Genomic DNA, 20,508 nt, shown 5'->3' on the forward strand with positions numbered 1-20,508 from the left:
CGCGAGGCCTGTTGCCCGATCGATACCTGTACGGCGGACAAAACGGGCCCCGCACTCCTGCCTGCCGCCGTCAGGTCGCCCCAGCGGTTCCTGCCGTTGCCGGGGACAGGTACTAGTACGGCCGCCAGTCGCCCAGGTACGTGCGCGGGGTGTGGACGGCGGCCTCCGCGCGGGTCAGTTGCGGACGGTTCTCGGGGACGGAAATGACCGCTCCCGGGCCCGAGTTGGCGTACTCGCGAAAGCGCATCATCTGCCACGGGTAGGCCTCGCGCATGTCGGTGTACGGGGCGGCCGCGTCGATGCCGGGGCCCATCCGGGTGTCGCGCACGACGAGCGAGGGCCAGGCGGTGGTCTCGTACGACGGCACCCAGGGGCGGGCGAGCTTGTACGCCCCGTCCTCCGCGCCCGAGGTGACCCGGCCGCGCACGGCGAGGAAACCGTAGGGGTTGGCGCGGGCGGTGGAGGGGGCGAAGACCATGCCCTTGGGCGTGAAGTCGACGTTCCGGGCCAGGGTGTGGAAGTGGCAGTGGTCGAAGACGGCACGGGCCCGCCCGAACACGAAGTCGACGTCGCCCTCGAGGTAGCAGTCGCGGTAGTACTGCCGGTCGAAGGCCGTCAGCGCGGTGGTGTCCGCGAAGAGGGTGTCCTGGTGGGCCAGGAACCGCACCCGGTGGAACGCCGACCGGTCCCCCGTGACGTAGGCGGCGACGGCCTGCGTCCCGGTGGTCTCCGGATGGTCGGCGCGCAGCCAGTCGTTGGCGAGGGTGAGGTCGCGGACGGTGAGGCCGGGCGCCGCCGAGGTGAAGGTGGCGGAGCCGGCCGTGCCGTAGGTGCCCGAACCGTCCGGCAGGGGGGTGCCGTTGGCGTGGTCGTACACGAGGACGGCGGCCCGGGGGTCGCGGGAGGCGCCGCGCAGGGTGAGGTCCGCGGCCCGGGTGGGGACGGTGACGGTCTCCCGGTAGGTGCCCGGGTGGACGACGATCGTCCAGCCGGGCCCGGTGACCGCGTCGACGGCGGCCTGGACCGAGCCGCCCGGGCGCACGTGCAGCACCCGGCGGTCCCGGTCCCGTGCGGCGGCGGGGACGGCGGGGGCCGCCGCCGCGGCCACCAGTGACCCGGTGACCGCGGCGAGCAGCGTACGGCGGCGCATCAGCACCCCGCCCCCTTCTCCTTCTCCCGCCACGGCGTCCAGTCCCCCAGGTACGCCCGCCGGGTCGCGGCGGCGGCCTGGGCGCGAGTGAGCTGCGGCCGGTTCGCGGGCACGGTGATCCGCGCGCCGGGCCCGGAGTTGCGGTACTCCGCGAACCGCTGCTCCTGCCAGGGGTAGGAGTCGGACATGTTGGCGTAGGGCGCCACCGCGTCGATGCCGGGGCCGAGCCAGGTGTCGCGGACGGTGAGCATGGGCCGGGCGGTGGTGTCGGAGCTGGGCACCCAGGGGCGGGCCAGCTTGTAGTACCCGTCGGGTGCCTCGCTGGTGACGCGGCTGTCGAGTACGAGGTAGCCGTGCGGGTCGGCGCCCGCGGTGGAGGGCGCGAAGACGAAGCCGTACGGGGCGGCCGTGAGGTCGGTGCGGTTCAGGGTGCGGAAGTGGCAGCGCTCGTAGACGGCGGTGGCGCGGCCGAAGACGAAGTCGACGTCGCCTTCGACGTAGCAGTCGCAGAAGTACTGCCGGGCGAAGACGGTGAGCGCCATGGTGTCGGCGTACAGGGTGTCCTGGTGGCCGAGGAAGCGGCAGCCGAGGAAGGCCGAGCGGTCGCCCTGCACCTTGATCGCTACGGCCTGGGTGCCGGTGATCCCGGGGTGGTCGGCGCGCAGCCAGTCGTTGGCGAAGGTGACCGCGCGGGCGGTGAACCCGTCGGCCTGCACGGTGGTGGTGGCCGACCCGGTGGTGCCGTAGGTGCCCGAACCGTCGGGTTTCGGGGTGCCGTTGGCGTGGTCGTAGACGATGACGACGTCCCGGGGGTCGCCGGAGGCGCCGAGCCAGGTCATCTCCGTACGGGTGCTGTCGACGGCGACGGTCTCGCGGTAGGTGCCGGGGGCGAGGACGAGGGTCCAGCCGCTGCCGGCCGCCGCGGCGACGGCGTCCCGCACGGTGGTGTGGTCGCCGGCGCCGCCCGGGTGGACGTACAGGGTGCGGGCGGTGCGCCGGTCGGCGGGCGAGCCGTACCGGCCGAACGGGGAGCGGCGGCCGGTGGCCCGGGCGGGCCCGGCCGCGAGGACGGACGCCGCCACGGCGCCCGCCCCCGCGGCCAGGAACCCCCGGCGGCCGAGGGAGGGGGTCTCCACGGTCAGCGCACCTTCCCGGCGCCCGCGCCGCGGTCGACGAGGTGGGGCACGGCCCTGGGCGAGTCCACCTTCGTGCGCAGGGTGGGCGTCCAGCCCGCGCCGGACTGGAGGACCTCGTCGGGGACGCCCGCGTTGTGCACGGCGATCAGGTCGGTCCGCTTCCCGTTGACGTAGTTGTCGCCGGCGGTGAGCGAGGACTCCGACCACTTCTTCAGGATCGTCGCCTCGTCCACCCCGTCGGCCAGGGTGAACGCGTTGTGCTCGGCGACGAGCTGGGACTCCTTGCCGATGCCGTAGCTGTAGCCGTACCCGTCTCCGGCGACGAAGTGGTTGTTGTACGAGTCGACCTGGCCGAACCGGACCCGGGGCGCGCGCTCGACCAGGTTGGCGAAGAGGTTGTGGTGGAAGGTGGCCTTGAGATGGCCGCGGTCGAACGCGGCCGTGGACTCGCTGTCGCTGTTGCCGATGAGGATCGTCTTGTCGTGGTCCTCGAAGACGTTCCAGGAGGCGGTGACGTAGTCGGCGCCCTTGACGATGTCCAGTTCGCCGTCGTGCTGCTCGAAGATGCGGCCGTAGTAATACGGCAGCGTGCTGTCCGGGTGGTCGCCGTCGGTGAAGGTGTTGTGGTCCAGCCAGACGTGGGTGGCGCCGTGGACGACCGCGCTGTCGTACTCGGAGTTCCAGTTGCCGTCGGCGGTGTCGGTGGGGTCCCACTGCGGGAAGCAGTCCAGCGGGCTCTCGAAGGAGAGGTTGCGGACGATGACGTTGTCGACGCCGTTGATCTGGAGGCTGGCGCCCTTGAAGCCGGCGTTCCGGCCGACGCCGATGATCGTCGTGTTGGCGGGCACGGACGCCTTGATGGCCTTCGCCTGGTTGTCGGCGGAGACCCGGCGCAGCCCCTCGGGGCTGTCGTCGGGCTCGGCGGACAGGTCGGTGTCGCGGCCCCAGTTCTCGGGCGAGTAGGTGTCCAGATAGGTGTCGAAGTCGTAGCCGTCGGCGGCGAAGGCGTCGCAGCCCTCGGCGACCGCGTCGATGACGCCCTTGACCTTGATGATCTTCGGCGCGGTGCCGCCGTCGGCGAGGGCGGACGTGAACTCGGTCCAGGTGCGCACGGTGTACACGTGCGCGGCGTCGGCGGCGGCACCGCCGGTGGTGCCGGTGCCGTAGGCGGCCCAGCCGTCGTGGGCGCCCAGTGTCTGCCGCGCCGGGTCGTGGTGGCGGGAGTGGGCGTCGGCGGTGGTGGCCGTCAGCGAGAGGACCAGGGCGGTGCAGCCGGCCAGCGCGGCGGCCTTCGCTATGGCATGCCCATGCCATACCTGTGCGTTCATTGTGCGGCTCCTCATCGGATGAGTACGGGGGGTGGCGGTGTTACGCGGAGTTGGGCGTTACGCGGGGGTGGCGGTGTTACGCGGGGGTCGTGCCCTCGGACCAGGTGATCCAGGACGCGGGGATCCCGGTGTCGAGCCGGCGCACGTCACGCCGCCCGAACACCCAATGGCGTCGAGCCGCCCTTCGTCCACAAAACTCTTGGAACTCCGCCCGTTCACGGCGTGATTGGCAACATCGATGCCCTTCCCGAGGAAGAACGGCAACGCCATCCCCCACCCGGTCTCGGGCTCGGCGTCGACGTATTTCTGAGCGGCGGTGGAGTCACCGGCGAGGTAGAGGGTGCGATTGCGGCGTTCATGGGTCTGCCCTGTACCGGCGGCGCCGAGGACCAACGGAACAGCGGCAACCCCGGAGAAAGCAACCTGCCTGCGAGTAAGAGACACTTACGTCCACCTCTCTAACAGGGAGTGGGGGCCGCGCCCCCAAAGGGGCGCGGGGAACTGCGCGACCGACCACATCCGGCCCGCAGCCAACGCACAAACCGAACCACCCACCCCCTTAGTGATTCTCCTTCCAGTCCCCCTGAGCGGCATTCAGCTGCTCAGCCAACGTATCGAGGAACGACTTCGCCGACGTCTTCCCCAAAAGAACCTTCTGGAAGTTCGCCTCATTGTCGGACTTGGAAATCGTGTTCCAGTCCGGCAGGTAATAAGGAAGCTGCACGATCTTCGTGTTGCCCCCGAGTGCCTCCGCCGCCAGCTTCGTCGGCTCGGACTTCTGGACCCACGCGTCCTGCGCCGCCTCCTTGTTGGCCGGCACCTGCCCCGCCGACTCGTTCCACTTGCTGTTGGACTCGTGGGACGCGGCGAATTCGATGAACTTCCAGGCCGCCGCCTTGTTCGTGCCGGACTTGAACATGGCGAGTCCGTCGACGGGGTTGGAGACCTGCACCCGCGAGCCGTCGTCGAGCGTCGGGTTGGGGATGCCCTTGAACTTGCCCTCGCCCAGCGCCTTCAGGTGGTCCTGGTAGGAGCCGAGGTTGTGGCTCAGCATCCCGATCGTGCCGTTGTCCCACTGGGCGACCATCTTGGTGAAGTCGTTGTTGACGTCGGCGGACGGCGTGTCCTTCTTGTACAGATCGGTGTACTTCTTCAGCGCCGCGACGTTCTTCGGGTCGTTGACGGTGGTCTTGTCGCCGTTCCAGAAGCTGGTGATGCCGCTCTGCCCGTACATGGCGTCCAGCGCCTGGGCGATCGAGCCCTCGCCGCCGCGGATCGTGTAGCCGAACTTGTTCTTGTCCGTGTCGGTGAGCTTGTCGGCGGCCTTGTAGAAGTTGGTCCAGGTGGACGGCTCGTCGAGGCCGGCCGCCTTGAACAGGTCGGTCCGGTACCACAGGGTGCCGTTGTTCGCGGAGGTCGGCACCGTGTACGTCTTGCCGTCGGTGCCGGCGGCCTTGACGCCCTGGAGGAAGTTGTCGTTGAGCTTGCCGTTGAGGGAGCTCTTGGAGAGCCGGCCGTCCAGCGGTTCGAGGGCGCCCTGCGCGGCGACCTCGGCCAGCATCGAGGTGGCCAGACCGCCGACGTCCGGCAGGCCGCCGCCCTGGATGGCGGTGTCGTACTTGGACTGGATGCCGGCGGCCGGGACGCCGACGTACTTGACCTCGATGTCGGGGTACTTCTTCTCGAAGTCGGCGATGATCTGCTTCCAGACGTCGGTCCGGACGCCGCCGTTGTTGTCCCAGAAGGTGATGCTGCCCTTGCCGGAGCCCTCGTCTCCCTTGTCCCCCGCGCCGCCGCTGCCGTCGTCGCCGCAGGCGGTGGCGGTCAGCGCGAGGACGGAGCCCAGGGCGACGGCCGTGGCGGCGCGCCGGCTTCTGTGATTGCTGCTCTTCATTGAACGGCTCTCTTCTGCTGGATCTGGAATATCGGGTTTCGCGGTTCTCTGGTCAGGGGTTGGTGATGCGGAACCGGGTGAACGTCGCCGCCCCGGCGTGCCCCTGGCCCTCGGGGGCCAGGGCGAACAGCCCGAGCAGCGCGCCGACCCAGCGCCAGGGGGTGGCGGCGAAGACGGGGCCGGACGGCCGGGGTCCCGTGCCGAGGTCGTAGGAGAAGCGGCAGCGCGCCCCGGCGCCGATCTCGACGCGCAGCCGGACCCGGGCACCGGGCACCGGCACCGGGTGCGCGGCGTCCCGTTCGCGCTCGGCGACGGGTTCGGCGAACCGGTGCACCAGGCGGGCGGTCCCGTCGGCGCCCCGCTCCAGGCCGATCCAGCCGTACGCGTCGCCGAGGACGGCGAGTCCGGCCCGTGCCCCGGGTTCCTCGCTGTGCAGCCGCAGGTCGACCTCGACGGTGCGGGGTTCACCCGGCAGCCGCTGGGTCAACAGGTGCGGCACGGTGCGCAGGTCGTGCGCGCCGGCGGTGCGGACGCAGGCCGTGCGCAGTCCGTCGGCGGAGTGCTGGGTGGCCCAGCCGGCCTGCGGGTTGGCGGCCCACTGCCACTGGCGGCCGTACCGTCCGCCGGGGAAGTCGTCGTCGGTGGCGGGCGCGGCGGCCGGCTGCGGCGGCAGCGCGGGCCGCCGGTGGACGGCGACGGGGGCGCCGTCGTCCCCGAGCACCGGCCAGCCCTCGTCGTCCCAGCGCATCGGCTGGAGGTGGACGACCCTGCCGTAGGGGCCGCGCTGCTGGAAGTGCAGGAACCAGTCCTCGCCGGCCGGGGTGCGCACCCAGCCGCCCTGGTGGGGGCCGTTGACGTCGGTGTCCTTCTGCTCCAGGACGATCCGTTCCTCGTACGGGCCGAAGAAGCCGCGCGAGCGGAAGGCGCCCTGCCAGCCGGTCTCCACGCTCCCGGCGGGCGCGAGGATCCAGAACCAGCCGTCGTGCCGGTAGGCCTTGGGGCCCTCCAGGGTGAACCAGCCGGGGATGCGGTCGCCGTCGACGATCACCTTGCCCTCGTCGAGGAGTTCGGTGCCGTCGGGGTGCATACGGTGGCCGGTGAGGCGGTTCTTGATGCCGGAGCGGGACTTGGACCAGGCGTGCACGAGGTATGCCTCGCCGGTCTCCTCGTCCCACAGCGGGCAGGGGTCGATCAGGCCCTTGCCCTCCTTGAGCAGGTGCGGGCGGGTCCAGGGGCCGCGGATCGCGGGGGCGTTGACCTGGTAGATGCCGTGGTCGGGGTCGCCCCAGAAGATCCAGAACCGGTCGTCGTGGTGGCGCAGGGAGGGCGCCCAGACGCCGCGGTCGTGCCGGGGGACGGCGAACTCCTCCTCGGGTTCGAGGCGTTCGAGGGCGTGGCCGACCAGGGTCCAGTTGACGAGGTCGCGGGAGTGCAGCAGCGGCAGTCCGGGGGCACGGCCGAAGCTGGAGGCGGTGAGGTAGAAGTCGTCGCCGACGCGGACGACGTCCGGGTCGGACCAGTCGGCGTTGAGGACCGGGTTGCGGTAGGTGCCCGGGGCGGGCTCGGGGGCGGGCACGGCGGTCATGGGCTCACCGCCCGGCGGACGAGGGCGGCGGCCTCGGTCCGGGAGAGCCGGCCGTCGGCGACGACGGTGACGATCCGCCGTACGACGGTGTCCGTGGCGGGAAGTGGGAGCCGTGCGGCGTGCGCGAGGGAGGAGCCGACGCCGGGGTATTCCTCGGCGCGCACGAACCAGGGGTCGCGGCGGGTGTCGGCGGTGGCCCCGGCGAAGACCAGCGTCCAGTCCGCGCCGGCCAGCGCGAGCCAGTCGGCGCACCGGCCATGCACCTGTGTCTCGCCCTCGGCCTCCGCGGTGAAGGCGTGCGGGGCGGCGGCCTCCTTGCGGGCCCGCCAGAAGAAGCCGCCGTAGGCCGCGCCGGGGCGGCCGTTGGTCGCGGGGCTGCCGAACGACAGGGGTCCGGGGGTGGTGTTGGTGAGCGAGAAGGTGAAGTCCAGTGCCCAGGCGGTGTCGGTGAGCGCGGTGGCGGCCACGGTCCGGCGTTCGTGCAGGAGTTCGCGTCCTTCGGCGGTCCAGCTCAGTTCCTCGACGAAGCCGTCGGGGTCGCGGAGCTGGAAGGCGCGGTGGTGCTGGACGCCGTGGTTGTCGAGCTCGGTGGAGCCCCGGTCGCGGACGAAGGTGCGGCCGCCCCAGAAGTTGTGCCCCTCGACGTCGGGAACGGCGACACCGACGCCGAGGTGGTGGAGGTGGTCGGCGGGGCGCAGCTCGGTGACCGCCGTGCCGGCCAGGGTGGTGACGGGGTGGAGGTAGGGGCGCGGGGAGAGCCGGCCGGGGAGTTCGGGACGGGTGACGTAGCGGCCGACGGGGCGGCCCGCCACGCGCAGCACCGGGGTGTCGTGCGGGGTGCCCGGTGCGCCGGTCCTGCTCGGCGTGGTCATCAGGTGCTCGCCTGCCTTTCGGGAGCCGCGGCGGACGCGGGGGCACCGGTGGACGCGCGGGTCCCGGTGGACGCGGGGACCCCGGTGGACGCGGGTGTCCCGGTGGACGCGTGGGCGGGGGCCGCCCAGGGGGCGCCCAGTTCGGAGTAGAGCGCGAGGGTGTCGGCGGCGGCCGCGACCAGCCCGTCGATCCCGGGCACGACCCGGCGGTCCTCGCCGGGCGGCCGGTGCCAGGCGTCGGCGGGCAGCGGGGCCGGGTCGGGGGCGCTGCGGATCGCCTCGACGACCCGCATGAACGCGCCGGTCGCCTCCGGCGCCACCAGCAGCCGGGCGCCCTCGGTGAGGTGGGCGACGAGGTTCTCCAGCAGGTCGGTGCGGCCGTAGCTCAGTTCCTCGGGGCCGCGCCCCGCACGCTGGAGCAGGACGCGGTCCTGCTTGTACCAGAAGGTGATCCGGCCCCGGTCGCCGTGGACCAGGACGTACGGTTCGTCGGCGCGTTCGGCGCAGAGCGTGGCGGCGACGGTGACCCGGCGGCCCGTCGCGGTGGTGACGCGGACGCAGGAGGTGTCGTCGGACTCGATGGCGTTGGCGCGCAGCAGTTCGGTCTCGATGCCGGTGACGTCCTCGGCGCGGTCGGTGCCGCCCAGTGCGAGGGCGGTGGCGACGGCGTGCGCGAGGGGGTTGGTGAGCGCCCCGTCGACGACGTCGGCGCCGTGGAGCCGCCGTCTGCCCGCCCAGGGCGCCCGCCGGTAGTAGGCCTCGTCGCGCACCCAGGCACCGGCGCCGCCGACGCCCCGGATCTCGCCGATCAGCCCCTCGCCGGCCATCCGGCGGATCGCGGGCACGGCGTGCGAGCCCAGCGACTGGAAGCCGATCTGGCAGGCCACCCCGGCCGCCGCGACCCCGTCGGCCATGCGCCGGAACTCCGCGTACGAGGGGGCCGGCGGCTTCTCCAGGAGCAGATGCGTCCCGCGCACGGCGGCGGCCAGGGCGAGGTCGGTGTGGGTGGGGATCGGGGTGCAGATCACCGCGATCCGGGCGCCGGTGGCGTCGAGCAGCGCGCCGAAGTCGGAGGACTGCGCGGGGGTGCCGAGGCCGTCGGGGATCTCGTCGGGGGTGAGGGGCTCGAGTTCGCAGATCCCGGCGAGCCGGACGAGGCCCTTGTCCTGGAGGCGGCCGATGTTGGCGAGGTGCCACCCGCCGTGGCCGCGGGCCCCGGCGAGCACGACGGGGATCGGGGTGGGGAGCGCGGCGGCAACCGAAGTGGTGCCCGCGATGAGGGGGTCGGCGGCGGTCATGTCAGCCCTTCACCGCCCCCGCGCTGAAGCCGGTGATCAGCCACTTCTGGATGAACGCGAAGACGATCACCACGGGCACGGCGGCGATGATGCCGCCCGCGGCGAGCGCGCCGAGGTCGACGCTGTCCGCGTTCATCAGGGTGTTGAGACCGACGGGGATGGTCTGCTTGCTCTGGTCGGAGAGGAACATCAGCGCGAACAGGAAGTGGTTCCAGGCGTGCACGAAGGCGAAGGAACCGACCGCTATCAGTCCGGGACGCAGGAGCGGCAGCACGACGATGCGGAACGCGGTGAGCCGGTCGCAGCCGTCGACCCAGGCGGCCTCCTCCAGGGAGTAGGGCACGTTCCGGATGAACCCGCTGATCAGGATCATGGACAGCGGCAACTGGAAGACGGTCTCGGCGATGATGACGCTGCCCAGCGAGTTGATCATCTGCAGCTTGGCGAAGATCTGGAACAGCGGCACGAGCAGCAGCGCCCCGGGCACGAACTGCGAGCAGAGCAGGGCGAGCATGAAGCCGCGCTTGACCTTGAAGTCGAACCGGGCGAGCGCGTAGCCGCCGGCGAGCGCGACCAGGGTGGTCATCACCAGGGTGGCGACGCCGATGAGGACGCTGTTCTGGAAGTAGGTGCCGAACGCCCGCTCGGTCCACACCTTCTCGAAGTGCTCGGTGGTCATCGGCCAGGGCACCAGCGAGGTGGAGCCGGCCGGGCGGACCGCGAAGAGCAGGATCCAGTAGAAGGGGACGAGGGTGAAGACCAGGTAGAGCGAGAGCGGGACGTAGATCTGCCAGCGGGGCACCTCGTCCCAGGCGCGCCGGCGACCGCGGCGGGGCGGCGCGGGCCGCTCGGGGCCGGGGGCGGGCGCGACGACGGCGTCGATGTCCGTGCCGCGCACGTCGTCCTGCGTACCGTTCTTGGTGATCACTTGCCCTCCCCTCCGAACTTGCTCAGCCGCAGATAGACGATCGAGCAGAAGAGCAGGATCACGAAGGCGACGGTGGTCAGGGCCGAGGCGTAACCGAAGTTGTGCGCGTCGACGCTGGTGTTGGCGATGTACAGCGGGAGCGTGGTGGTCTCGCCGGCGGGGCCGCCGCCGGTGAGGGTGTAGAGCAGGTCGACGTTGTTGAACTCCCACACCGCGCGCAGCAGCGTGGAGAGCACGATGGCGTCCTTCAGGTGCGGCAGCGTGATGTGCCAGAACTGCTTGAGCCTGCTCGCCCCGTCGACCTCGGCGGCCTCGTACAGATCGCGGGAGACGGACTGGAGGTCGGCGAGGATGAGGATGGCGAAGAAGGGCACCCCGCGCCACAGGTCGGCGACGACGGCCGCCGGGAAGACGGTGGAGGTGTCGGAGAGCCAGCTGGTGCCGTACTCGCCCACGCCCATGTCCGCGAGGTAACGGCTGATGCCGGTCTGGGAGTTGTAGAGCAGCACCCAGATCGCGGAGGTCAGCACGCCGGAGACGGCCCAGGGGGAGAAGACCAGCGCGCGGCCGAAGGCCCGGCCGACGAAGGTCTGGTTGACGATCAGGGCGAGCGCGAGGCCGAAGAGGAGCTGGAGCCCGACCTCCACCACGACCCACTTGGCGCTGAAGGTGAGCGTGTCCCAGAACTGCGGGTCGTCGGTGAAGGCGTGGACGAAGTTGTCGAAGCCCGCGAAGCCGTTCCGCCACGGCTTGGTGGGGTTGTAGTTCTGCAGGCTGTAGTAGAAGACGCTGAGCACCGGGTAGGCGATGAAGCCCAGCATGAGCAGGGCGGCCGGGGCGATCAGCAGATACGGCAGCCTGCGCGGCGTCGCGGAGGCACGGCGCCGCCGGGGTGGCGCGGGGGGCTTCGCCACGGCTGCGGCTTGGGCCATGACTCTTCTCCGTTCGCTTGCGGTGGGTCGTGTACGGACGGTGCAGGAAGCGCTTGCTACACGCGCATGAGTGAAGCGACGTGGGTGAAGCGCTTCGATGATCTTTTTCGGGGGTGGGCGTCAGCCCGCGTACGGGTCCGGCACGCTGCCCTCGCGGGCCAGGAAGGTGAAGTCGCAGCCGGTGTCGGCCTGGGTGATCTGTTCGGAGTAGAGCGCGCCGTAGCCCCGCTCGTACCGCACGGGCGGCGGCGTCCACCGGGCCCGCCGACGCGCCAGTTCCTCGTCGTCCACGTTGAGTTGAAGGGTCCGCGCCTCGACGTCGAGGGTGATCGAGTCGCCGGTGCGCACCAGGGCGAGCGGGCCGCCGATGTACGACTCGGGCGCCACGTGCAGCACGCAGGCGCCGTAACTGGTGCCGCTCATCCGGGCGTCGGAGATCCGCACCATGTCCCGCACGCCCTGCTTGAGCAGGTGGTCCGGGATCGGCAGCATGCCGTACTCGGGCATCCCGGGGCCGCCCTTGGGGCCCGCGCCCCGCAGCACGAGGACGCTGTCGGCGGTGATGCCGAGCGAGGGGTCGTTGATGGTGCGCTGGAGCTGCTTGTAGTCGTCGAAGACGACGGCGGGTCCGGTGTGCTTGAGCAGGTGGGGTTCGGCGGCGATGTGCTTGATGACGGCGCCGTCCGGGCAGAGGTTGCCGCGCAGGACGGCGACCCCGCCCTCGTCCGCTACCGGGTTGTCACGGGGGCGGATGACGTCGTCGTGGTGCACCTGGGCGCCGGCGAGCTGCTCGCGCAGGGTGTCGTGACAGACGGTGGGGCGGTCCAGGTGGAGCAGGTCGGGGATGCGGGAGAGGAAGCCGGGCAGTCCGCCGGCGAAGTGGAAGTCCTCCATCAGATGGGTCTGTCCGCCGGGGCGGACGTTGGCGAGGACCGGGACCGTGCGGGCGATGCGGTCGAAGTCGTCGAGCGTGAGGGTGACGCCCGCGCGGCCCGCCATGGCGATCAGATGGATCACCGCGTTGGTGGAGCCGCCGAGGCCGAGCACGGTGGTGACGGCGTCCTCGAAGGCGTCGGCGGTGAGGAGGTCGCTCAGCTTCCGGTCCCGGTGGATCAGGTCCACGATCGTCATGCCCGCGCGGGCCGCCATGCGGTCGTGCCCGGAGTCGACGGCCGGAATGCTGGAGGCGCCGGGGACCGTGACGCCGAGCGCCTCGGCGGCGGCGGTCAGGGTGGAGGCGGTGCCCATCGTCATGCAGTGGCCGGGCGAGCGGGCCAGGCCGCTCTCCAGTTCCTGCATCTCGCAGTCGCCGATGAGGCCGGCCCGCTTGTCGTCCCAGTACTTCCACATGTCGGTGCCGGAGCCGAGGGTCTCACCCTGCCAGTGGCCCGGCAGCATCGGCCCGGCGGGCACGAACACGGCCGGCAGGTCGACGCTGGCGGCGCCCATCAGCAGCGCGGGGGTGGACTTGTCGCAGCCGCCCATCAGCACCGCCCCGTCGACCGGGTAGGAGCGCAGCAGCTCCTCGGTCTCCATGGCGAGCATGTTGCGGTAGAGCATGGGGGTCGGCTTCTGGAAGGTCTCGCTGAGGGTGGCGACCGGGAATTCGAGGGGGAAGCCGCCCGCCTGCCACACCCCGCGCTTCACGGCCTGGGCGCGGTCGCGGAGATGGACGTGGCAGGGGTTGATGTCGGACCAGGTGTTGAGGATGGCGACGACCGGCTTGCCCAGGTGCTCCTCGGGGAGGTAGCCGAGCTGGCGGGTGCGGGCGCGGTGGCTGAAGGAACGCAGCCCGTCCGTGCCGTACCACTGGTGGCTGCGCAGCTCCTCGGGGCGCTTGGGGTCGGGGGCGTTCATATCGACCACCCCGCGGCGATCGCGGCGACCTCGGCGCGCTCGTCCTCGGGCAGCGGCTTGCTCGGCGGGCGGACGTCGCGCCGGCACAGGCCGAGTGAGGCGAGGGCCTCCTTGACGACGGTGACGTTGTTGGCGGAGCCGTTGGCCGCGCGCAGTTCCTCGAAGCGGCGGATCTGCTCCCAGATCTTCATGGCCGCCGGATAGTCGCCGGATCGAAGCGCTTCGATCATGTTCAGCGAGACGGCCGGGGCGACGTTGACGAGCCCGGAGGTGAAGCCGGTGGCGCCCGCGGAGAAGTACGAGGGGGCGTACGGCTCGGCGAGCCCCGCGACCCACACGAACCGTTCGAGCCCCGCGTCACGCGCGAAGCCCGCGAAGCGGGCGGCGTCCGGGACGGCGTACTTCACGCCGATCACGTTGGGGCAGGCGTCCGCGAGTTCGGCGAGCCGGGCGCCGGGCAGCAGCGCGTTGCGGATGTAGGGGACGACACCCAGTTCGGGCACGGCCTCGGCGACCGCCCGGTGGTAGTCGACCCAGCCGCCCTGGGAGACGTAGGGGTGCACGGGCTGGTGCACCATCACCATCTGGGCGCCGAGTTCGCGGGCGTGCCGGGCGGAGGCGACGGCGGTCGGCACGTCGTGGCCGACGCCGACGAGGATGCTCGCCCGGTCGCCCGCCTCGTCGATCGTCAACTCGGTGACCAGGCGCCGCTCGTCGGGGGTGAGGGCGTAGAACTCGCCGGTGTTGCCGTTGGGGGTGAGGATGCCGACGCCGCCGTCGAGCAGCCGGCGCAGCAGTGCCCGGTGGGTGTCCCGGTCGATGGTGCCGTCCTCGGCGAACGGGGTCACCGGGATCGCCACCACGTCGGCCAGGGCGGTCCGTTGTGTCTCGAACGCCACACTGCTGCCGCTCATCGCCGGCCTTCCTCCTCACGGGGTTGGGGCACCTGGGGAAGGGTGCCCTCGGAGATCTCGTCCTCCGCGTCCGGGAAGGCCCGCGTGACGAAGTCCGCGATGTGGGCGTGCAGGGCGCGTGCCGCGCCGTCCGCGTCGCCGGCCAGGGCGAGCCGCAGGATCTCCCGGTGCTCGGCGGCCTCCTGCTCCCAGGAGGGATGGGTGGACCAGACGACGGCGGAGACGAGGGCGGCCTGGTCGCGCACCTCGTCGAGCATCCGGCCGAGCAGGGGGTTGCCGCAGCTGACGTAGAGGGCGCGGTGGAACTCCCGGTTGGCCAGGGAGCGTTCGGCGGTGTCGGCGGCCTGGTCGGCGCGGGCGAGGGCGTCGCGGGCGGCGTCCAGGGCGGAGCCGCGCCGGACGGAGCGGCGCAGGGCCTCCGGTTCCAGCAGGAGGCGTACGTCGTAGACCTCGCGCGCCATGTCCGCGTCCACCGTGCGCACCGTGACGCCCTTGTACTGGCTCATCACGACGAGCCCGGTGCCGGCCAGCGTCTTGAGGGCCTCGCGGACCGGGGTCTTGGAGACCCCGAACTGTGCGGCGAGTTCTGTCTCGACGAGGGGATGGCCGGGGCTGAGCTGTCCGGTGAGGATGCGGTGTTTGATCCCTTCCAGCACGAATTGCGTGCGGGAGGGGATCGGCGTGGGCACAGAGGTCATGCGCGCCTCTCGGATATCGCGTCTCATATATGACGTACGAAGTACGACGCGATGAAGGTAGGCGCGCGGTGACTGGGCGTCAATGGTTCCGACGGGATTGTTTTCGTGCCGGGGGCGCTGCGGTGGGATCGAGGGCTGCGGGACGGGCCCGTGGCTACGGGCGGCGCCAGGACGGGTCGCGGCCGCTGAGGCCGAGCGCCCGGTCGAGCAGCGGCGCGTCCTCCCGGACGGGGACGACGGGCCCGAAGATGCCCTCGCCGCGTTCCTTGTCCTCCGCCGCCGCCAGGAAGCCGTGTGCCATCCGCAGGGCGCCCTCGTCCGGTGCGTACTCCTGCCCCGTCGCCCGCGCCAGGTCCCAGCCGTGGATCACCAGCTCGTCCGCCGCGACCGCCCCGGCGACCGCGCCCGGCAGGTCCACCCCGCCCGCCCGGGTCGTGCCGCTCCACGACTCCGGCTCGCGCCACACCGCCGCGAGTTCCTCCAGCGCCTTCGGCAGTTCCGTCCGCCAGCCGGGCGGGAGGGCCGTGCCGGCGACGTCCGGGGCCGTGTCCGTCGTGGCGCCGAGCTGTTTGCGGCCGGCGTCGCGGAAGGCGACGGACAGCCCGAGGAGATGGCCGATCATGCTTCCCACGGAGCAGCCGGGGCAGGGGGTGGGGTCGGTGAGCTGTGCGTCCCGGACGGTGTCCGCGAGGCGGGCGATGACGAGGGTTTGCGGGTTCAGGTCGATGGTGGTGGCGTCCATGCGTGTCTCCTCGCTCGGGGGGCGGGATACGAGGTGCGCCCCTCGAAGTGTGGACCCCCCGGACCCCCGGAACTCATTGCCACCGGCCAAGCGTGTTTCGCCCCCGCCGCCCCTACCCTTCCCATCCCTCCAAGGGGCTCCGCCCCTTGGACCCCGGGGTGCGTCGTCGGGTGCGGGTGGGCGGGGACTTCCCGCGCCCGCGCGGCGGTAGCCGCAGATCGACACAGCCCCGTGGCTTTCAAGGGGCGCGGGGAACTGCGCGACCAGCCACGACGAACCCGCACCCGCCAACGCACCCACCCACCCGAGCTCTCCCGCGTATCCCCGCCCGTCCCCAACTCCTGCCGGGGTGCCTGGGGGCGGAGCCCCCAGGTTGCGGATGGGACGGGTAGGGGCGGCGGGGGCGAGGAACTAGTGGTTCAGCTCCGCGAGGGCGGTCCGTACCGACGTCAGGTTGGCGTCCGACGCCAGCCCGGCGTGGTACAGACGCAACTCCGTCGCACCCCGCTCAGCCGCCCCCCGGGCATCCGCCGCCAGCGTGTCGGGGCTGCCGCCCATCCCGGAGACCACCGTGAGGTTCGCGGCGAGCACGGCGCTGTCACCCCCCGCCCGCTCCGCGAACGGCACCAGCGCCCCCGCACCGCCCGTGCACGGCACGACCACCCCGTCCGCCGTCCCCAGCACACCCCCGGGGTCGACGCCCGCGTTGGCCCCGACGTGGTACCAGACCGGATCCGCGTGCAGCAGCACCTGAAACCCCTCCGGCGCCGCCCCTCGCACCGCCGCGACCGCCTCCTCCTGCAACGACCGCGCCACCGGCTCCCGCCACGCCCGCGTGACCGCCGCCCGCTCCGCACCGAGCAGCTTCTCCACCGCGGGCCACCCCCCACCGGAGGGCGCCCCCCGCCACACCGGCTCCAGCGCGTCCCGTACCGCCGCCGCCAGCTCGTCCGCGTCGGTGCCGGTGCCGTACCCCGCCCGGCACGTCCCGCAGAAGCACAGCGACATCAGGTACTGCCCGGCGTCGCCGAGCCCCACCCCGCCGGTCTTGTCGTGGGCGTGCAGATGCGCGAACCCGTACCAGCCGAGCGACTCCAGCTCCGTACCGGCCGCGCCCGGCCGCACGGCCGCCTCCGCCGCGAGGTCCACGAGGTACGTCCGCGTGGCGGGCTGCGCGATGCAGGGCGCCCACGGGTAGCGGTCCCCGTACGCGTTGACGACGGAGGTCTCCGGATGCTCGGCGCCCAGCCGGGAGTTGTGCGCGAGCACGACCCAGGTGTGCACCTCGAGACCGGCGTCCGCGAGCGCGGCGGCGGCCTCGCCGAAGGCGTCCCCCGGCGCCCAGTCTCCGGCGGCGTACGGCCGCAGCGCGCGCCCCTGCCACCGCTCCCCCGCCGGGTACAGCACGGCGGCGTGCTCGGCGGTCACGATCCGGTGCCGGGGGTGGCGCGGGGTCAGCGCGCGCGTGGAGTGGTACGCGGAGGCCAGGGTCGCCTGGCGCACCCCGAGCCCGGCGATGCGCCCGGGCGCCTCCGGGTCCCCGTTGACGTCCCAGGGGTAGACGAACGCCGACGCCTTCACCGGTCCTCCTCCAGCAGTGCGCAGCCGCGGTCGACGAGCGCCGCAAGCTGCTTGACGTGGTCCTCGGACGGTTCGTGCAGCGGCGGCCGCACCTCGCCCACATCGAGCCCGCGCAGCCGTACGCCCGCCTTGACCAGGGAGACAGCGTAGCCGCGGCCCCGGTCGCGCAGTTCGACGAAGGGCCGGTAGAAGCCGTCGAGCAGGCGCCGCACGGTGGCGTCGTCGCCGTCGCGCAGCGCGTGGTGGAAGGCGACGGCGATCTCGGGGACGAAGCAGAACACGGCCGAGGAGTACAGGGAGACGCCGAGCGCCCGGTAGGCGAGCTGGGTCTGCTCGGCGGTGGGCAGGCCGTTGAAGTAGAGGAAGTCGCCGGGCACCTCGCCGCGCACGGCGCTGATCGTGCGCTGCATCAGGTCGAGGTCGCCGTAGCCGTCCTTGAGGCCGACGATGCCCTCGGTGCGGGCCAGTCCGACGACGGTCTCCGGGGTGAAGACGGCGTTGTCGCGCTGGTAGACGACGACCGGGAGGGCGGTGGCGGCGGCCAGTTCGCGGTAGTGCCGCAGCAGGCCCTCCTGGCCGGCCTTCACCAGGTAGGGCGGCATGGCGAGCAGCCCGTCGGCGCCCGCGGCCTCCGCGCGGCGCGCGTAGTGCGTGGCGAGCGCGGTGCCGTAGCCCGCGCCCGCGACGACGGGTACGCGTCCGGCGGTCTCGGCCACGGCCGCCCGTACGCACTCCTCGTACTCCTCCGGCGTCAGCGCGTGGAACTCGCCGGTGCCGCAGCAGGCGAAGACGGCGGCGGCCCCGGCCTCGACGCCCCGGCGCACATGGGCGCGGTAGGCGGTGAGGTCCACGGCGCCGTCGGGGCCGTACGCGGTGACGGGGAAGAACAGCGGCCCGCTGGGCACACTGAGACGAGCGGCGAGAGGGGACGAGGTCACGGGCTCTCCCTGGGCAGGGGCGCGCGGGTGGTCGCGCCCCCGACACGCCTTCCATGTTTCTGATTTGTGTACACACTCATGAACGACGTCACGCTAGGCCGCCGTCCTGGCACCGGTCAAGCGTGCACGATGGCGGGACGGGGTTGGGACGAGGGGTACTTGACGCGGGAGAACGTCCTTCGTAGCGTGTCCACGCATGTGAATGGAAGAGGTGCGCGTTTCTGGTGCCCCCACATGCTCGACCCGGCCAACTCAAGGAGACCGCGGATGCCCGCTCCCCGCACCGTTCTGCTCACCGGCGCCGCCGGCGGACTCGGCACGCTGATGCGGGAGTTGCTGCCGTCGTACGGCTACGAGCTGCGGCTGTTCGACGTCCGCCCGATCGAGGGCGAGCCGGACGCGATCGTCGGCGATCTCGCCGACCGGGGGGCCGTGCGGGAGGCGGTGCGCGGGGTCGACGCGGTGCTGCACCTCGCGGGGATCTCCCTGGAGTCCACGTTCGAGAAGATCCTCGCGGCCAACATCGAGGGGACGTACCACCTGTACGAGGCGGTGCGGGAGGAGGGCGTGGGGCGGGTCGTCTTCGCCTCCTCCAACCACGCGGTGGGTTACACGCCGGCGCCGAAGGAGGGGGAGCCGCTGGTTCCCGTCCACACTCCGCGCCGGCCCGACACGTTCTACGGCCTCTCCAAGTCCTTCGGCGAGGATCTCGCGCAGCTGTACTGGGACAAACACGGCGTGGAGACGGTGTCCGTGCGGATCGGCTCCTGTTTCCCGGAGCCGGCGGACGTGCGGATGCTGTCGCTCTGGATGAGCCCGGAGGACGGTGCGCGGCTCTTCCATGCGGCGCTGACGGCGCCGGACGTCGGCCACACGGTGGTCTACGGCTCCTCGGCGAACACGCGGCTGTGGTGGGACCTCGGCAGTGCGCGAGCCCTGGGGTACGAACCACAGGACGACTCCGAGAAGTTCGCCCCCGCGCTGCTCGCCGCGCAGGGCGAACTCTCCCCCGACAACCCCGCCCACACCCACATCGGCGGCCGCTTCCTCACCAACCCCCCAACCTGGCCCCACTAGCCCCCAAGACCGCCCTCACCGCGCGGCTCCGCCGCGGGGGGGGCGACCAGCCATGCGCCCAGTAAGGGGCGCGGGGAACTGCGCGCCCAGCCCCCTCACACCCGCACCCGCCCCACAACCCCTCGCCACCCGAGCTCTTGGGCGCTCCGGGCCCCCGGGGTTGAAGGGGCGGAGCCCCTGGGGGACGGGAATGGGTAGGGGCGGCGGGGGCGAGACAACTGTGACCGTCAGCCGACAACGCACCGCACCCCGGGGTGACCGTCACGGGAGCTTCGCGAACCGGCGCTTGCCGGGTGCCGCTGCGCCCACCCTCCCCCAAGCTCTCGGCTTCGCTCGAGCAGGGGGGACCCCCATCGCCCCAGCGGCACGACTGCCCGCAGCTAAGTGTGCCCGCAGCGAGGCGCGGAGCGGCTGCCCGCAGCGGGGTCGGGCGAACCGCCCGCAGCGAGCCCTTGGCCGGGCGCACCAGGCGAGCCGTAGGTGCCTTCGGCGGCATGGCGGGCGGGAAACGGGCCCCCGAGGGGCATTCCCCGGGCACGGCCGCTGCCCGTTCCCACTCGCCGTACCCCCATCCCGCAGGTCGTCGCCCACCCCCCACCCCCCGAAGCGGGCACAAACGGGCCCACTCGGACCGGCAACAGACCTGGTCAGCACCGCGCCCCCGCTGTAGAACTCTCCCCAAGGCCCGACAGGGCCCGAACGGGCACAGCGATGCCACAGCAACACCCCGCGGCCACGAGCCGTACCGAGCCGCACCGAGCGGCGGCATCCCGCGGCAGCGAAAGGGCAGGTACCAGCCATGACGACACGATCGGCCGAGGAACGGCAGCGCGAGATCGTCACGGCCGCCCGCCGCACCGGCTCCGTCGACGTCGCCGCCCTCGCCACCCAGCTCGGCGTCGCCAAGGAGACCGTCCGCCGCGACCTGCGCGCACTGGAGGACCACGGCCTGGTCCGCCGCACCCACGGCGGCGCCTACCCCGTGGAGAGCGCCGGCTTCGAGACGACCCTCGCCTTCCGCGCCACCAGCCACGTCCCCGAGAAACGCCGGATCGCGGCCGCCGCCGCGGAACTCCTCGGCGACGCGGAGACCGTCTTCGTCGACGAGGGCTTCACCCCGCAGCTCATCGCCGAGGCACTCCCCCGCGACCGCCCGCTCACCGTGGTAACCGCCTCCCTGGCCACGGCCGGCGCGCTCGCGGAGGCGGGCAACATCAGCGTCCTCCTCCTCGGCGGCCGGGTACGCCCCGGCACCCTCGCCACCGTCGACCACTGGACGACGAAGATGCTGGCCGGATTCGTCATCGACCTGGCCTACATCGGCGCCAACGGCATCTCCCGCGAATACGGACTGACCACGCCCGACCCGGCCGTCAGCGAGGTCAAGACCCAGGCGATCCGCGCCTCCCGGCGCACGGTGTTCACCGGGGTGCACACCAAGTTCGGCGCAGTGAGCTTCTGCCGGTTCGCGGAGGTCGGCGCGCTGGAGGCGATCGTCACCAGCACCCTGCTGCCCGCCTCCGAGGCCCACCGGTATTCCCTGCTGGGCCCGCAGGTCATCCGAGTCTGAGCCCGCAC

General features: G+C 72.4%; 17 protein-coding genes and 1 pseudogene. 2 read left to right on the plus strand and 16 right to left on the minus strand.

Annotation, left to right across the window (positions count from 1 at the left end; all coding sequences use genetic code 11):
- Positions 1-112: 112 nt before the first annotated feature.
- The 16 genes and pseudogenes from OIE12_RS07665 to OIE12_RS07740 all read right to left on the minus strand — a co-directional run bounded on the left by OIE12_RS07665 (position 113) and on the right by OIE12_RS07740 (position 17,853).
- On the minus strand, positions 113-1,150 hold the full coding sequence (locus OIE12_RS07665; protein ID WP_329133073.1) for a pectinesterase family protein: 1,038 nt from the start codon (positions 1,148-1,150) through the stop codon (positions 113-115).
- Positions 1,150-2,286 carry a pectinesterase family protein gene (locus OIE12_RS07670; protein ID WP_329133075.1) on the minus strand — a complete coding sequence of 379 codons (1,137 nt, stop codon included), beginning with the start codon at positions 2,284-2,286 and terminating at the stop codon, positions 1,150-1,152. The genes OIE12_RS07665 and OIE12_RS07670 overlap by 1 nt, the downstream gene beginning before the upstream one ends.
- A gap of 2 nt (positions 2,287-2,288) precedes the next feature.
- A complete protein-coding gene (locus OIE12_RS07675) occupies positions 2,289-3,614 on the minus strand; it encodes a pectate lyase family protein (RefSeq protein WP_329133077.1) in 1,326 nt (441 codons plus the stop codon).
- Positions 3,615-3,779: 165 nt separating this feature from the next.
- Positions 3,780-4,058: pseudogene (locus OIE12_RS07680) on the minus strand (rhamnogalacturonan acetylesterase); the annotation flags it as partial.
- Positions 4,059-4,173: 115 nt separating this feature from the next.
- Positions 4,174-5,508: an ABC transporter substrate-binding protein gene (locus tag OIE12_RS07685; RefSeq protein WP_329133079.1), complete on the minus strand. Its 1,335-nt coding sequence runs from the start codon at positions 5,506-5,508 to the stop codon at positions 4,174-4,176.
- Between the two features lie 52 nt (positions 5,509-5,560).
- Complete coding sequence (locus OIE12_RS07690; protein WP_329133081.1) at positions 5,561-7,093, minus strand: glycoside hydrolase family 43 protein; 1,533 nt, start codon at positions 7,091-7,093, stop codon at positions 5,561-5,563.
- Positions 7,090-7,965 (minus strand): PmoA family protein, encoded by an 876-nt coding sequence (locus tag OIE12_RS07695; protein WP_329133083.1) that lies wholly within the window; start codon positions 7,963-7,965, stop codon positions 7,090-7,092. The genes OIE12_RS07690 and OIE12_RS07695 overlap by 4 nt, the downstream gene beginning before the upstream one ends.
- Positions 7,965-9,263: a Gfo/Idh/MocA family protein gene (locus OIE12_RS07700; RefSeq protein WP_329133085.1), complete on the minus strand. Its 1,299-nt coding sequence runs from the start codon at positions 9,261-9,263 to the stop codon at positions 7,965-7,967. The genes OIE12_RS07695 and OIE12_RS07700 overlap by 1 nt, the downstream gene beginning before the upstream one ends.
- Before the next feature lies 1 nt (position 9,264).
- Positions 9,265-10,146, minus strand: a complete 882-nt coding sequence (locus tag OIE12_RS07705) for a carbohydrate ABC transporter permease (protein ID WP_329141762.1) — start codon at positions 10,144-10,146, stop codon at positions 9,265-9,267.
- A 41-nt stretch (positions 10,147-10,187) separates the two neighbouring features.
- Positions 10,188-11,123, minus strand: a complete 936-nt coding sequence (locus tag OIE12_RS07710; protein ID WP_329133087.1) for a carbohydrate ABC transporter permease — start codon at positions 11,121-11,123, stop codon at positions 10,188-10,190.
- A 120-nt stretch (positions 11,124-11,243) separates the two neighbouring features.
- Positions 11,244-12,980 (minus strand): L-arabinonate dehydratase, encoded by a 1,737-nt coding sequence (gene araD, locus OIE12_RS07715; protein ID WP_329133089.1) that lies wholly within the window; start codon positions 12,978-12,980, stop codon positions 11,244-11,246.
- Entirely contained in the window at positions 12,977-13,894 is a 918-nt protein-coding gene (locus tag OIE12_RS07720) for a dihydrodipicolinate synthase family protein (RefSeq protein WP_329133091.1), read from the minus strand. Before OIE12_RS07720 ends, araD begins: the two co-directional genes overlap by 4 nt.
- Positions 13,891-14,592: a GntR family transcriptional regulator gene (locus OIE12_RS07725; RefSeq protein ID WP_329133092.1), complete on the minus strand. Its 702-nt coding sequence runs from the start codon at positions 14,590-14,592 to the stop codon at positions 13,891-13,893. Before OIE12_RS07725 ends, OIE12_RS07720 begins: the two co-directional genes overlap by 4 nt.
- 154 nt (positions 14,593-14,746) lie before the next feature.
- Positions 14,747-15,334: a TIGR03086 family metal-binding protein gene (locus OIE12_RS07730; RefSeq protein WP_329133094.1), complete on the minus strand. Its 588-nt coding sequence runs from the start codon at positions 15,332-15,334 to the stop codon at positions 14,747-14,749.
- A gap of 411 nt (positions 15,335-15,745) precedes the next feature.
- A complete protein-coding gene (locus OIE12_RS07735; RefSeq protein ID WP_329133096.1) occupies positions 15,746-16,915 on the minus strand; it encodes a hypothetical protein in 1,170 nt (389 codons plus the stop codon).
- Complete coding sequence (locus OIE12_RS07740; RefSeq protein WP_329133098.1) at positions 16,912-17,853, minus strand: 5-dehydro-4-deoxyglucarate dehydratase; 942 nt, start codon at positions 17,851-17,853, stop codon at positions 16,912-16,914. Before OIE12_RS07740 ends, OIE12_RS07735 begins: the two co-directional genes overlap by 4 nt.
- A 267-nt stretch (positions 17,854-18,120) precedes the next feature.
- Here OIE12_RS07740 and OIE12_RS07745 point away from each other — a divergent pair, with 267 nt between their 5' ends.
- A complete protein-coding gene (locus OIE12_RS07745; protein WP_329133100.1) occupies positions 18,121-18,930 on the plus strand; it encodes an NAD-dependent epimerase/dehydratase family protein in 810 nt (269 codons plus the stop codon).
- A 799-nt stretch (positions 18,931-19,729) separates the two neighbouring features.
- The gene (locus OIE12_RS07750; protein WP_329133102.1) at positions 19,730-20,500 is read left to right on the plus strand and encodes a DeoR/GlpR family DNA-binding transcription regulator; all 771 of its coding nucleotides are present in this window, start codon (positions 19,730-19,732) and stop codon (positions 20,498-20,500) included.
- Positions 20,501-20,508 lie beyond the last annotated feature (8 nt).

Source organism: Streptomyces sp. NBC_00670, assembly GCF_036226765.1.
GTDB lineage: Bacteria > Actinomycetota > Actinomycetes > Streptomycetales > Streptomycetaceae > Streptomyces.

Excerpts from the sequence above, each read along its gene's own strand:
- OIE12_RS07665 (WP_329133073.1), bottom strand. The coding sequence starts at position 1,150 with ATGCGCCGCCGTACGCTGCTCGCCGCGGTCACCGGGTCACTGGTGGCC.
- OIE12_RS07675 (WP_329133077.1), bottom strand. The coding sequence starts at position 3,614 with ATGAACGCACAGGTATGGCATGGGCATGCCATAGCGAAGGCCGCCGCG.
- OIE12_RS07685 (WP_329133079.1), bottom strand. The coding sequence starts at position 5,508 with ATGAAGAGCAGCAATCACAGAAGCCGGCGCGCCGCCACGGCCGTCGCC.
- OIE12_RS07690 (WP_329133081.1), bottom strand. The coding sequence starts at position 7,093 with ATGACCGCCGTGCCCGCCCCCGAGCCCGCCCCGGGCACCTACCGCAAC.
- OIE12_RS07695 (WP_329133083.1), bottom strand. The coding sequence starts at position 7,965 with ATGACCACGCCGAGCAGGACCGGCGCACCGGGCACCCCGCACGACACC.
- OIE12_RS07700 (WP_329133085.1), bottom strand. The coding sequence starts at position 9,263 with ATGACCGCCGCCGACCCCCTCATCGCGGGCACCACTTCGGTTGCCGCC.
- OIE12_RS07710 (WP_329133087.1), bottom strand. The coding sequence starts at position 11,123 with ATGGCCCAAGCCGCAGCCGTGGCGAAGCCCCCCGCGCCACCCCGGCGG.
- araD (WP_329133089.1), bottom strand. The coding sequence starts at position 12,980 with ATGAACGCCCCCGACCCCAAGCGCCCCGAGGAGCTGCGCAGCCACCAG.
- OIE12_RS07720 (WP_329133091.1), bottom strand. The coding sequence starts at position 13,894 with ATGAGCGGCAGCAGTGTGGCGTTCGAGACACAACGGACCGCCCTGGCC.
- OIE12_RS07725 (WP_329133092.1), bottom strand. The coding sequence starts at position 14,592 with ATGACCTCTGTGCCCACGCCGATCCCCTCCCGCACGCAATTCGTGCTG.
- OIE12_RS07730 (WP_329133094.1), bottom strand. The coding sequence starts at position 15,334 with ATGGACGCCACCACCATCGACCTGAACCCGCAAACCCTCGTCATCGCC.
- OIE12_RS07745 (WP_329133100.1), top strand. The coding sequence starts at position 18,121 with ATGCCCGCTCCCCGCACCGTTCTGCTCACCGGCGCCGCCGGCGGACTC.
- OIE12_RS07750 (WP_329133102.1), top strand. The coding sequence starts at position 19,730 with ATGACGACACGATCGGCCGAGGAACGGCAGCGCGAGATCGTCACGGCC.